The sequence below is a fragment of the Pseudomonas sp. A125 genome (genome assembly GCF_055409485.1).
Genome location: NZ_JBUZVP010000017.1, coordinates 25,122 through 37,460, shown reverse-complemented (window position 1 = coordinate 37,460; position 12,339 = coordinate 25,122). Strand labels below are relative to the sequence as shown.

The 12,339-nt window shown below is 61.7% G+C and carries 15 protein-coding genes; 9 read left to right on the top strand and 6 right to left on the bottom strand.

The genetic code is table 11. The annotated features are described in order from the left end of the window. Positions 1-68: 68 nt before the first annotated feature. The 3 genes from ACZRN6_RS22175 to ACZRN6_RS22165 all read left to right on the top strand — a co-directional run bounded on the left by ACZRN6_RS22175 (position 69) and on the right by ACZRN6_RS22165 (position 3,797). Complete coding sequence (locus tag ACZRN6_RS22175; protein ID WP_322148309.1) at positions 69-353, top strand: hypothetical protein; 285 nt, start codon at positions 69-71, stop codon at positions 351-353. Positions 354-539: 186 nt separating this feature from the next. After that, positions 540-788: a TIGR02647 family protein gene (locus ACZRN6_RS22170; protein WP_322148310.1), complete on the top strand. Its 249-nt coding sequence runs from the start codon at positions 540-542 to the stop codon at positions 786-788. Between the two features lie 168 nt (positions 789-956). Next, positions 957-3,797 carry a class I adenylate cyclase gene (locus ACZRN6_RS22165; protein WP_464008847.1) on the top strand — a complete coding sequence of 947 codons (2,841 nt, stop codon included), beginning with the start codon at positions 957-959 and terminating at the stop codon, positions 3,795-3,797. On the opposite strand, the gene rnk is transcribed toward ACZRN6_RS22165, so the two are convergent. The 3 genes from rnk to cyaY form a co-directional block, all read right to left on the bottom strand. Further along, positions 3,794-4,204 carry a nucleoside diphosphate kinase regulator gene (gene rnk, locus ACZRN6_RS22160; RefSeq protein ID WP_322148312.1) on the bottom strand — a complete coding sequence of 137 codons (411 nt, stop codon included), beginning with the start codon at positions 4,202-4,204 and terminating at the stop codon, positions 3,794-3,796. The genes ACZRN6_RS22165 and rnk overlap by 4 nt on opposite strands. 142 nt (positions 4,205-4,346) lie before the next feature. Further along, entirely contained in the window at positions 4,347-4,565 is a 219-nt protein-coding gene (locus tag ACZRN6_RS22155) for a DUF1289 domain-containing protein (protein WP_322148313.1), read from the bottom strand. 2 nt (positions 4,566-4,567) lie between these two features. Then, positions 4,568-4,900 carry an iron donor protein CyaY gene (gene cyaY, locus ACZRN6_RS22150; protein WP_322148314.1) on the bottom strand — a complete coding sequence of 111 codons (333 nt, stop codon included), beginning with the start codon at positions 4,898-4,900 and terminating at the stop codon, positions 4,568-4,570. Positions 4,901-5,139: 239 nt separating this feature from the next. Here cyaY and lptM point away from each other — a divergent pair, with 239 nt between their 5' ends. The 6 genes from lptM to ACZRN6_RS22120 are packed head-to-tail and all read left to right on the top strand — an operon-like array spanning position 5,140 to position 9,717. Next, positions 5,140-5,301 carry an LPS translocon maturation chaperone LptM gene (gene lptM, locus ACZRN6_RS22145; protein ID WP_322148315.1) on the top strand — a complete coding sequence of 54 codons (162 nt, stop codon included), beginning with the start codon at positions 5,140-5,142 and terminating at the stop codon, positions 5,299-5,301. Positions 5,302-5,310: 9 nt separating this feature from the next. Continuing rightward, on the top strand, positions 5,311-6,558 hold the full coding sequence (lysA, locus tag ACZRN6_RS22140) for a diaminopimelate decarboxylase (protein ID WP_322148316.1): 1,248 nt from the start codon (positions 5,311-5,313) through the stop codon (positions 6,556-6,558). A 4-nt stretch (positions 6,559-6,562) separates the two neighbouring features. Further along, positions 6,563-7,393, top strand: a complete 831-nt coding sequence (gene dapF / locus ACZRN6_RS22135; RefSeq protein ID WP_464008846.1) for a diaminopimelate epimerase — start codon at positions 6,563-6,565, stop codon at positions 7,391-7,393. Between the two features lie 13 nt (positions 7,394-7,406). Next, the gene (locus tag ACZRN6_RS22130; protein WP_464008845.1) at positions 7,407-8,123 is read left to right on the top strand and encodes a DUF484 family protein; all 717 of its coding nucleotides are present in this window, start codon (positions 7,407-7,409) and stop codon (positions 8,121-8,123) included. A 2-nt stretch (positions 8,124-8,125) separates the two neighbouring features. Continuing rightward, positions 8,126-9,025, top strand: a complete 900-nt coding sequence (xerC, locus tag ACZRN6_RS22125; RefSeq protein WP_464008844.1) for a tyrosine recombinase XerC — start codon at positions 8,126-8,128, stop codon at positions 9,023-9,025. Next, positions 9,022-9,717, top strand: a complete 696-nt coding sequence (locus ACZRN6_RS22120; protein WP_464008843.1) for an HAD family hydrolase — start codon at positions 9,022-9,024, stop codon at positions 9,715-9,717. Before xerC ends, ACZRN6_RS22120 begins: the two co-directional genes overlap by 4 nt. A 186-nt stretch (positions 9,718-9,903) precedes the next feature. On the opposite strand, the gene sutA is transcribed toward ACZRN6_RS22120, so the two are convergent. From sutA to ACZRN6_RS22105, 3 genes are all read right to left on the bottom strand, one after another. Then, on the bottom strand, positions 9,904-10,230 hold the full coding sequence (gene sutA / locus ACZRN6_RS22115; RefSeq protein WP_322148322.1) for a transcriptional regulator SutA: 327 nt from the start codon (positions 10,228-10,230) through the stop codon (positions 9,904-9,906). A gap of 103 nt (positions 10,231-10,333) precedes the next feature. Then, a complete protein-coding gene (locus ACZRN6_RS22110; protein ID WP_003208787.1) occupies positions 10,334-10,759 on the bottom strand; it encodes a secondary thiamine-phosphate synthase enzyme YjbQ in 426 nt (141 codons plus the stop codon). 209 nt (positions 10,760-10,968) lie between these two features. Then, positions 10,969-12,309, bottom strand: a complete 1,341-nt coding sequence (locus ACZRN6_RS22105; protein WP_322148323.1) for an ammonium transporter — start codon at positions 12,307-12,309, stop codon at positions 10,969-10,971. Positions 12,310-12,339 lie beyond the last annotated feature (30 nt).

The window sequence follows — 12,339 nt, the reverse complement described above, 5'->3', positions numbered from 1 at the left end:
GCGCCTGACCAGCAGCATCACCCGAGTGAATGGGGGTAGACTGGCGCCCTTTCCTCTAGGAGCCTGCCATGAGCGAGCCAACCGATATCGACAACGACGAAGAAGAGTTCGCCGAGACCACCCTGATTGAAGCGATCGAAAACCAGCTCGAAAGCGACAACCCGCCCGCCGCCAAAGCCACGTTCAACAAGCTGACCCTGGTGGGCTACGAGCGCGAAGATATCCTGCAAATGATGGCCCACGTACTCGCCATCGAAATCGACGCCCTGCTCGAAGAAGACCGCGCCTTCAATACCGAATGGTATGAAACTGCCTTGCGCGCCCTGCCTGACCTGCCGCCGGAGAAGCAATAGCACCGGCCTTTGTAGGAGCGAGCTTGCTCGCGAAAAACGCCATTACACCGCGCGTATTCAGGATGCCAGCGTTATCGTTAACGCCCTTCGCGAGCAAGCTCGCTCCTACACACTGGACAGCTCGCCAAAGTGCGTTCACCTTATGGCTGCTAACGTCTAAAAATTCCTAGAAAGTCTGGAGTCCTTATGTCGTATACCCCTGAGTTGGTTGCCGAACTGGAAATCCTTGCACTCTTCAACCTGGGCAGCTCCCAGGAAGGTCTGAAAGTTCATCAGACTGCCGCTCCCACTGCCATTGCCGCTGTCCGGCGCCTGTTTGATAAAGACCTGATCGACCAGCCAGACGGTGGTTACCTCACCAGCCTTGGCCGGGATGCTGCTGAACACGCACAAAGCCTGCTGACTATTCTGACAACCAGCAAAGAAGCCGCCTGACACCTCGTATCGCCCACGGAGTCCTCTTTTCATGGATTCCGCGGGCATTCCTGTGCCCGCGATAAAATTCTGACGCCAAAAACAAAATCCCTCTAAACCTCCTACGCTACTGGCTGTAAACTCCCACACGGCCGCCCACGTCGGGCCCTGCGAGCCACCGAGTTCGACATGACCCGCACCCACGAAATCCGCCCCGACCTGGACGAAGGCATCGACCGCAAGGTGCTGGCCCAGTTGCGCGCGCGGTTTCTGGCACTGAACGACGGGCGCATGGCCCGGGCCATTGAAGGGCTGACGCCACGCCAGCAAAGCGTACTGACGCTGCTGCCGCTGTTTTTCCACGTCAATCACCCGCTGCTGCCGGGCTATGTGTCGGGCAGCACGCCGGCCGGCCTGTCGAACTTTGAGCCCGACGCCCAAGCCTTGGCCGAGGCCCAGCGCCTGACCCGCACGTTTTCCTACAAGCCCCGTCACGGCAACCCGCCGCGACCGATTCACGGGCTGTACCTGATGGGCAGCCTGGGCACGCTGGCCCAGGCCGATCAAAGCGATATGGACGTGTGGGTCTGCCACGCTGCCGACCTCAGCGAGAACGAACTGGCCGAGTTGCGCAAGAAATGCCAGCTGCTGGAAACCTGGGCCCTGAGCATGGGCGCCGAGGCGCACTTCTTCCTGATCGAGCCGACGCGGTTTATCCAGGGCGAGCGCGACACGCAACTGAGCTCCGAAGACTGCGGGACCAGCCAGCATTACCTGCTACTGGACGAGTTCTATCGCACCGCGATCTGGCTGGCCGGGCGCACACCGATCTGGTGGCTGGTGCCGGTGTACGAAGAAACGCGCTACGCCGAATTCACCCATGCGCTGATCTCCAAGCGCTTTATCCGCGCCGACGAGACCCTCGACCTGGGCCACCTGGCGCACATTCCGCCGGGCGAATTTATCGGCGCCGGCCTGTGGCAGCTGTTCAAGGGCATCGAATCGCCCTACAAATCGGTACTCAAACTCCTGCTGACCGAGGTGTACGCCAGCGAGCACCCGAAGGTGCAGTGCCTGAGCCTGCGCTTCAAGCGCGCGGTGTTTGCCAACCAGATGGACCTGGACGAGCTCGACCCGTACATCGTGGTCTACCGCCGCATCGAGGAATACCTCAAAACCCGCAACGAGCCCGAGCGCCTGGAACTGGTCCGGCGCAGCCTGTACCTGAAGGTCAACCGCAAGCTCAGTGCCGGCCAGCGCTCATCCGGCTGGCAACGTTTGCTGCTGGAGCGCCTGGCCAATGAGTGGGGTTGGGATCAGCGCCAACTGGCCTTGCTGGATAGCCGCAGCCAATGGAAGGTCCGGCAAGTGGCCTCCGAGCGCCGCGCACTGGTCAACGAGCTTAACTACAGCTATCGCTTCCTGACCCAGTTTGCGCGTACCGAACAGACCGTCAGCCTGATCAACAAACGCGACCTCAATGTGCTTGGCCGCCGCCTGTATGCCGCGTTCGAGCGCAAGGCCGGCAAGGTCGAGTTCATCAACCCCGGCATCGCCCCGGACTTGGCCGAAGACACCCTGACCCTGGTGCAGTCGCCCAACCGCAAAGAGCCGGGCCAGCACCATTGGGGCCTCTACAACGGCAGCCTGACTGCCCTGGAATGGGAGCACTTTGCGCCGATCAAGCGCAGCCGCGACCTGCTGGAAATGCTCACCTGGTGCCACCGCAATGGCGTGATCGACAGCAGCACCCGCCTGGCCTTGCATCCTGGCACCAGTGACATGACCGAATTCGAGCTGTTCAACCTGCTGGGCAGCCTGCAACAGACCGTCGTCCTGCCCTTGGCCAGCGTGGATGAGGAACGCCTGCTGCGCTCGGCGGTGCCCGAGGAAGTGCTGTTGCTGATCAACGTCGGCGTCGACCCGCTCAAGCACCACCGCGACCTGAACATCCTGATGACCACCGAGCGCACCGACTCCCTGAGTTACGCGGGCGTGCGGGAAAACCTGGTGCTGACCCTGGACCAGGTCACCGTCAACAGCTGGAACGAGGTGATGGTCAGCCGCTACGACGGCCCGCACGCGCTGCTCGACTGCCTGCGCGATTACCTCAATCAATTGCCGGCCAATCACTTGCCGCGGTTGCGCGTGCGTTGCTTCTGCCACAACCGCGCGCAATTCATTGCCCAGCGCGTGGAAGAGATCTTCGACACCGCGCAAAACCTGCTGCTGGGCCAGGAAAACCACCGCTACCTGGTGCAGGTGCAACAGCACTATCACGTGATGGAACTGACGCCCGGCCAGGCCAACCACGTGTCACTGGCAACCCAGGACGCGCTGATCACCTACCTCAGCGAAGAACTGGCCAGCTACAGCCCGTTGCACCTGGACACCATGGCCCTGGAAGACCACGACCTGGCGCTGTTGCTGCCCATGGGCCTGCCCGACTGCGTGCAAGTGTTCTACCGGATCAACGAGGGGATTGCCGAGCTGTACGTGCTGGATGAATTCAACGCGCTGTGGCAGCAGCGCTTGCCGTTTCACGACGAGCAAAGCCTGTTGGTGCCATTGCAGCGCTTCTTGCAGTCGATCATTTATCGCCGCGACGCGCTGCTGCCGCTGGACCCGCAGCAGCCGCTTGGCGCGGTGCAAATCCTGTATTACCAGCTGTTGCCGTCGGGCAGTGGCCGCGCGCGCCGGGCCGAACCACGCCCGGCGCCGCAAACCCCGGCCAACAAGCCGTTCTACGACGTGCAGGCGATTATCGGCAAGGCCGCACCGGGCCAGGTGGGCATCACCTTGTACTGCAATCAACGGGAGTTTTCCGAGCTGGAATTTGGCGACCAACTGTTTGCGGTGGTCGCCCATGAAATCGTCGGGCAACGCCGGGAGGCCGAACGTTACCGCTGCTACATCACCGATCTGGACCTGTCTGGCCTGCTCGGTGATGTTCAAAGCCCGAGCAATCTGTACCTGCGCTACAAGGCTGATCTGGAACTGGCGCTCAACGAGGCGCTGGGCCAGGTTTAGAGGGGAAAGGCGCCACCGTCTTTCGGCTGGTCTTTGACGCCCAGCAGTTCAAGCTTGAGGGTCTTGCCACCCGGTGCTGGCCAATCGATGTGCTGGCCGACTTGCAGGCCCAGCAACGCACTGCCCACCGGCGCCAGGATCGAGATTTTGCCCTCGTCGGCGTTCGCATCCTTGGGGTAGACCAGGGTCAGGTGATAGTCCTTGCCACTGCCTTGTTCACGGCAATGCACGCTGGAGTTCATGGTCACGACCGTTGCAGGCACTTCATCGTGGCCAACCACTTCTTCGGCGCGGTCGAGTTCGTGTTGCAGGGCCTCAACGCCCGGCGACGACTCGCCTACACGGTCGATCAGTTGCTCAAGACGCTGCACGTCAAGACGGGTGAGGATGATGGAAGGTGCGGTCATGATTCAGGCAGACTCCTTTTTTCTGCACAAAAAAGCAAAACCCCGCCAGGAAAAGGCGGGGTTCTCACGGACCTCGATGAGTTGAGGTGTACCCGGACACTACCACAGCACAATAAATAAACAAGACGGCCTGACTTGAGGGTCAGGCGTCGGCTTTGCGCTGCTCGGCCTGGTCGACAATCACGCGCCGGCGCGCATCATCGGCAGAGCGCCATTCGCGGATGTCTTCCACGTGCCGGAAGCAACCGAGGCAGACTTTGTGCTCATCCAATCGACATAAGCTGATACAAGGTGACGGCACCGCCGGGCTGACATTGCTGAACAGCGGCTTGGGCGGGCGTGCGGGTGCGGGCTGCGTCACGATCAGATCTCGTCGAAGTCCAGCTCGACGCCGGCTTGTTCCTGGGTGAGGCGTGCAAGCATTTCGCTCAAGAGCTCATCGGTGGTGTCGTGGGTCCAGCGATTTTCTTCTTCATCGTAGTCAAAGTGAAAACCACCGGAGCGCGCCGCCAGCCAGAGCTGACGCAGAGGTTCCTGGCGGCTGAAAATCAGTTGGGTGCCATTTTCAAACTTGACGGTCAGCACACCGGCCGAGTTCTCCAGGTCCACATCCAGACCGCTGTCGTCGAAAATATCCTCCAGCGCTTGCTGGGTCGCATCCACCAGGTCGTGAAAACGGGCTTCGGTCAAACTCATTGTGGGAACCTCGAAAAGTGTCTGGTCTCGCTCAAGCGCCGCACAATACGGACGCACCATCATGATTGCAAAGGATACCGATTTCATTACCCGCAGCCGTGTGAATTATCCTCGGTTGATGTAAGTACAATCGCGACAAACTCGGCAAAGCCCCGCCGGACGGGTATTTCGGCGCATAGGCAATCTGGCGGGTGGTCGGTATACTCGGGCGCAATTAATGCATATTCAAGGATTTCGCCATGAAGCGCCTGATCTCTTCCCTTGCTGCGCTCGTCGCGGTCGCTTGCCTCGTTAGTGCCTGTGGTCAAAAAGGCCCGCTGTATCTGCCCGATGACAGCAAAGACCCGAATGAACAGGCGCAATCGTCGCAAACCAAAGCGCATAAGCACGACTCCTACTAAGGGAACATCATGGACGCTTTTAACTACCGTGACGGCGAGCTGTTCGCGGAAGGTGTCGCGCTGTCCGCCATTGCCGAGCGCTTTGGCACCCCGACCTACGTGTACTCCCGTGCTCACATCGAAGCCCAATACCGCTCCTTCGCCGACGCGCTGGAAGGCACGCCAAGCCTGGTGTGCTTCGCCGTAAAAGCCAACTCCAACCTGGGCGTACTGAATGTCCTGGCGCGCCTTGGCGCCGGTTTCGACATTGTGTCCCGTGGCGAGCTTGAGCGTGTGCTGGCCGCCGGCGGCACGGCTGACAAAATTGTGTTCTCCGGTGTCGGCAAGAGCCGCGAAGACATGCGCCGCGCCCTGGAAGTGGGCGTGCATTGCTTCAACGTCGAGTCCACCGACGAGCTGGAGCGCCTGCAAGTGGTGGCCGCCGAGATGGGCGTTCGTGCGCCGATCTCCCTGCGGGTCAACCCGGACGTCGACGCCGGCACTCATCCGTACATTTCCACCGGTCTCAAAGAGAACAAGTTCGGCATCGCCATCGCCGACGCCGAAGACGTGTACATCCGCGCCGCGCAGTTGCCGAACCTGGAAGTATTGGGCGTTGACTGCCATATCGGCTCGCAACTGACCAGCCTGCCACCGTTCCTGGATGCCCTCGACCGCCTGCTGGCGCTGATCGACCGCCTCGGCGAGTGCGGCATCTACCTGCACCACATCGACCTCGGTGGCGGCGTGGGCGTGCGTTATCGCGATGAAGAGCCGCCGCTGGTCAGCGACTACATCAAGGCTGTGCGTGAGCGCACCGAAGGCCGCGACCTGACGCTGATGTTCGAGCCGGGCCGCTATATCGTCGCCAACGCCGGCGTGCTGCTGACCCAGGTCGAGTACCTCAAGCACACCGAGCACAAGGATTTCGCCATCGTCGACGCGGCGATGAACGACCTGATCCGCCCTGCGCTGTACCAGGCCTGGATGGACGTGACGGCCGTCAAGCCTCGCGCGGGAGAAGGCCGCAGCTACGACGTAGTCGGCCCGATCTGTGAGACCGGCGACTTCCTGGCCAAGGAACGTCAGCTGGCCCTGGAAGAAGGCGACCTGCTGGCCGTGCATTCGGCTGGTGCCTATGGGTTTGTCATGAGCTCCAACTACAACACCCGCGGGCGTACCGCCGAGGTGCTGGTGGACGGTGATCAAGCGTTTGAAGTGCGTCGCCGCGAGACGGTAGCCGAGTTGTTTGCTGGCGAAAGCCTGCTGCCGGAGTAAGGTCATGTTGCTGCGTTTTACCAAGATGCACGGGCTGGGCAATGACTTCATGGTCCTGGACCTGGTCAGCCAGCACGCGCACATCCTGCCCAAGCACGCAAAACTGTGGGGCGACCGCCACACCGGTGTCGGCTTCGACCAGTTGCTGCTGGTGGAAGCACCGAGCAACCCGGAAGTGGATTTCCGTTACCGGATCTTCAACTCCGACGGCTCCGAAGTGGAACAGTGCGGCAATGGTGCCCGCTGTTTCGCCCGCTTTGTGCTGGACAAGCGCCTGACCGCCAAGCGGCAGATTCGCGTCGAGACCAAGAGCGGCATCATTGAGCTGGATATTCGCAGCGACGGCCAGATCGGCGTCAACATGGGCGCTCCACGGCTGGTGCCGGCGGACATTCCGTTCCAGGCCGCCGAGCAAGCGCTGAGTTACGCCGTTGACGTGGACGGCAAGACCGTCAACCTGGCCGCTGTGTCGATGGGCAACCCCCATGCCGTGCTGCGGGTGGATGACATCAACAGCGCACCGGTTCACGAACTGGGACCGAAGATCGAAAACCACCCGCGCTTTCCGGCGCGGGTTAATGTGGGTTTCCTGCAGGTCATCGACCGTTCTCGTGCGCAGTTGCGCGTCTGGGAACGCGGTGCCGGCGAAACCCAGGCCTGCGGTACCGGTGCATGCGCCGCTGCCGTAGCCGCGATCAGCCAGGGGTGGATGGATTCGCCGCTGCTAATCGACCTGCCCGGCGGACGTCTGTCCATCGAATGGGCAGGCCCTGGCCAACCGGTGAAAATGACCGGCCCGGCCACCCGCGTCTACGAAGGACAGGTCCGTCTATGAGTGAGCCAATCCAATGACTGATAAGCCTCAAGTACCCGCGAAAGCATCCCCAAGCGAAAGTCTGGAGGCCGCAGCTGTTGCGGCGTATCTGGAGGCTAATCCGGACTTCTTCGTCGAACACGAGGAACTGCTGCCGGCCCTGCGTATTCCCCACCAGCGCGGCGATACCGTGTCGCTGGTGGAACGGCAGATGAAGATCCTGCGCGAGCGCAATATCGAGATGCGCCATCGGCTCTCGCAGCTGATGGACGTGGCCCGCGACAACGACCGCTTGTTAGAAAAGACCCGCCGCCTGGTGCTGACCCTGATGGACGCCGCCAGCCTGGAAGAGGCAGTGATTGCCGCCGAAGACAGCCTGCGCCAGGACTTCCAAGTGCCTTTTGTCAGCCTGATCCTGTTCAGCGACAACCCGATGCCGGTGGGCCGCTGGGTCAGTGGCAGCGATGCCCAGACCGCCATCGGCGGCCTGCTCTGCGAAGGCAAGACCATCAGCGGCACCTTGCGTGAGCATGAGCTGGACTTCCTGTTTGGCGCCGAGCAGCGCCAGCAGATCGGCTCCACGGCCGTGGTCGCCCTGAGTCATCAAGGGCTGCATGGCGTGCTGGCCATCGCCAGCCGTGATCCGCAGCACTACAAAAGCTCGGTGGGCACGCTGTTCCTGAGCTACATCGCCGAAGTGCTGGGCCGCGTGCTGCCACGCTTCACCACTGCATTGCGCGCGGTGCGCTAGCCATGGAACGACAACTGGACGCCTACTGCGCTCACCTGCGCAGCGAGCGCCAGGTGTCGCCGCATACCCTGGAAGCCTACCGGCGGGACTTGAACAAGGTCCTGGCGTTTTGCGAAAAACACCACATCGGTAGTTGGAACGCTCTGGATATCCAGGGCTTGCGCAGCCTGATCGCCCGTCTGCACCAGCAAGGCCAATCTTCCCGCAGCCTGGCGCGCCTGCTGTCGGCGGTGCGCGGCCTCTATCACTACCTGAACCGCGAAGGCCTGTGCGACCACGACCCGGCCAACGGCCTGGCGCCGCCCAAGGGCGAACGACGCCTGCCCAAGACTCTCGACGCGGATCGTGCCCTGCAATTGCTCGATGGCGCCGTGGAAGATGACTTCCTGGCCCACCGCGACCAGGCGATCCTTGAACTGTTCTATTCCTCGGGCCTGCGCCTGTCAGAGCTGACCGGGCTTAACCTTGAGCAACTGGACCTCGCCGATGGCCTGGTGCAAGTGCTCGGCAAAGGCAGCAAGACCCGCGTATTACCAGTGGGCAAAAAGGCCCGCGAAGCCTTGCTGCTGTGGTTGCCACTGCGTGCGCTGGCCAACCCGGCGGACGACGCGGTGTTTATCAGCCAGCAAGGCCGTCGCCTCGGGCCGCGGGCCATTCAAGTGCGGGTCAAGGCGGCGGGTGAGCGCGAGCTGGGGCAAAACCTGCACCCGCACATGCTCCGGCACTCCTTTGCCAGCCATTTGCTGGAGTCGTCCCAGGACCTGCGCGCGGTGCAGGAACTGCTGGGCCACTCCGATATCAAGACCACCCAGATCTACACCCACCTGGACTTCCAGCACCTGGCGACGGTGTACGACAGCGCCCATCCACGGGCCAAACGCATTAAGGGCAGTGACTCATGAGCATCAAGCTGATCACCTTCGACCTGGACGATACGCTCTGGGATAACGTGCCGGTCATCGTCAGCGCCGAGGCGTCGATGCGCGAGTGGCTGGCCACCCATGCCACCAAGGTCGGTGACTTGCCTCTGGAGAAGTTCGCCAGCCTTCGCCAGCAGGTGCTGCAACGCCATCCGGAGCTCAAATATCGCATCAGCGTGTTGCGTCACAAGGTGCTGCAGTACGCCTTCGAAGAGGCTGGGTACCCGCTACCGGAAGCGGCGCAGATGGCCGACGTGTGCTTTGAAGCATTTATCCATGCTCGCCACCAGCTCACGGTATTTCCCGAGGCCGAGCCGATGCTCCAGGCGCTGCGCCAGCACTATTTGCTGGGGGTAATCACCAACGGTAATGCCGACGTACAGCGTGTGGGCCTGGCGGACTACTTTCACTTTGCATTGCGGGCCGAAGACATTGGTATCGCCAAGCCGGATGCACGGTTATTCCAGGAGGCCTTGCAGCGCGGCGGCGTTGAGCCGGACGCAGCGGTGCACGTCGGGGACCATCCCGGGGACGACATCGCCGGGGCGCAACAGGCGGGACTGCGGGCGGTGTGGTTCAACCCGGCGGGCAAAGCCTGGGAAGCCGAGAAATTGCCGGATGCCGAGATTCGCAGCCTGACCGAGTTGCCAGCAATCCTGACCCGCTGGAAGTGACCCCGAACTTACCGTAGCAGCTGCAGAGCCTTGGCGAGGCTGCGTTTGCGGTGTGTCAGGCAGGCCGCCGACGCAGCCTCGCCAAGGCTCGACAGCTGCTACGAGAACGGGCGCAATTCCGTTTTGTAGCGCCCATGAAAAAGCCCGCAGCGACGGCGGGCTTTTTCAGCAAGCAGACAACAGGCCTTAGATAGGCCGGCTGCCGTACTTGTTATCCGGCTTCTTCGGTGGATCTGCCACCACGTTAGCCTCGACTTCCTGCACTTTGCCGCCTTTAGCGAGGAATTCTTCCATCGCACGGGCCAGCGCATCGCGCTCTTTGTTCTTGGCTTCTACGCTCGGCAGTTCGTCAACCGACACCGCAGCCTTGGCCTTGCCCTTGGCTGCCGGGGCCGGTGCATCTTCGCCACCGTCGTCGTCAGCCACGTCTTCGGCAGCCGCCTCAAGACCTTCCTCGGTTTCGTCGTCGTCGCCTACTTCGAGGTCGTCGTTTTCCAGATCATCGTCGCTCATGTTCTACCTCATGACTTGCGAAAAGCAGATTAGTTATAGCCCAGCTTCGCCACCTGTCGACGGCCGCCGGAAAAAAATCAACATCCACAGGATAACCAGTGGCTTATGCCCCATCACCGTGCAAGGTGGCGAGGACTTTACGAGCACCGCCATGATCACGGTGCTCGCCCAGATAAACACCTTGCCAGGTCCCCATCGCCAAGCGGCCGGCCCTTACCGGCAAACTCAGCTGGCAGCCCAGGAGACTGGCCTTGAAGTGCGCCGGCAGATCATCCGGACCTTCGTCGTTGTGTTCATATCCCGCCGTACCTTGCGGCACCAGCGCATTGAAGAAACGCTCGAAGTCACGGCGAACCGCCGGGTCGGCATTCTCGTTGACCGTCAACGAGGCCGAGGTGTGCTGCAGCCACAAATGCAACAGTCCCACCCGACAGGCCTTCAATTCAGGCAGGCCGGCGAGCAACTCGTCCGTCACCAGATGAAAGCCCCGGGGCTTGGCCCGCAGGGTTATCAGGGTCTGTTGCCACATACAGTTCTCCGCACATCGGCGCGCATTCTAGCGCGCTCTGGGAAAAAACAAAGTGCCGAATACGCCTACATGCCTGTAAGACATTCGCACACCGAAAAGTGCAGTGCGGATCCCATCACAAAGTCGTGAAAAAACCCATACACCTTTAGCCACAGACAAACCCCAGGCAAAAAAATGCCCGGCAAGCCGGGCATCTTTTTTTCGCGTACTTACAAGTTGTAGCCGCGTTCGTTGTGTTGCGCCAGGTCGAGGCCCACAGCCTCTTCTTCTTCGGTCACCCGCAGGCCCATCACCACGTCCAGCACCTTGAGGATGATGAAGGTCACGATAGCCGTGTAGATGACGGTGAAGCCGACGCCTTTGCACTGGATCCAGACTTGTGCCGCGATGTCAGTGGTGGTGGCGTTGAAGCCGCCCATCGCTGGTGCCGCGAATACGCCGGTCAGGATCGCGCCGAGGATACCGCCAATACCGTGCACGCCAAAGGCGTCCAGGGAGTCGTCGTAGCCCAGCTTGCGTTTCAGGGTAGTGGCGCAGAAGAAGCACACCACACCGGCAGCCAGGCCGATCACCAGGGCGCCCATCGGGCCCACAGTGCCAGCGGCTGGAGTGATTGCCACCAGGCCAGCGACAACACCCGAGGCGATGCCCAGGGCACTTGGCTTACCGTGGGTGACCCACTCGGCGAACATCCAGCCCAGCGCCGCAGCAGCGGTAGCGATCTGGGTCACCAGCATCGCCATGCCGGCGGTGCCGTTGGCCGCAGCCGCGGAGCCGGCGTTGAAGCCGAACCAGCCTACCCACAGCATGGCCGCGCCCACCAGGGTGTAACCCAGGTTGTGCGGTGCCATTGGGGTGGTTGGGAAGCCTTTACGCTTGCCCAGTACCAGGCACGCTACCAGGCCGGCAACACCGGCGTTGATGTGCACCACGGTGCCGCCTGCGAAGTCCAGCACGCCCCAGTCGCCCAGCAACGAACCCGGACCGCCCCACACCATGTGGGCAATCGGTGCGTAGACCAGGGTGAACCAGACGCCCATGAAGATCAGCATCGCGGAGAACTTCATACGCTCGGCGAACGCACCGACGATCAGCGCCGGAGTGATGATCGCGAAGGTCATCTGGAAGGTCACGAACACCGACTCAGGGAACAACGCCGCCGGGCCGGTGATGCTGGCCGGGGTCACACCCGAGAGGAACAATTTGGACAGGCCGCCCACAAACGAGTTGAGGTTGACGACGCCTGCTTCCATACCGGTTGTGTCGAACGCCAGGCTATAGCCGTAGACGAACCACAGAATGGAGATCAGGCCGGTGATGGCGAAGCACTGCATCATCACGGAAAGAATGTTTTTGGAGCGAACCATGCCGCCGTAGAACAGCGCGAGGCCTGGAATGGTCATAAACAGTACCAGCGCGGTGGACGTGAGCATCCACGCGGTGTCGCCGGAATTGAGGACTGGAGCAGGTACTGGGTCCGCCGCCATGGCCAGGGCCGGCATTACGAGGGACAACAGGGCTCCTAGCCCTGCGAATTTACGCAGAGTCATATTGTTTTCTCCTGGGGCGTTGGGGGTTTG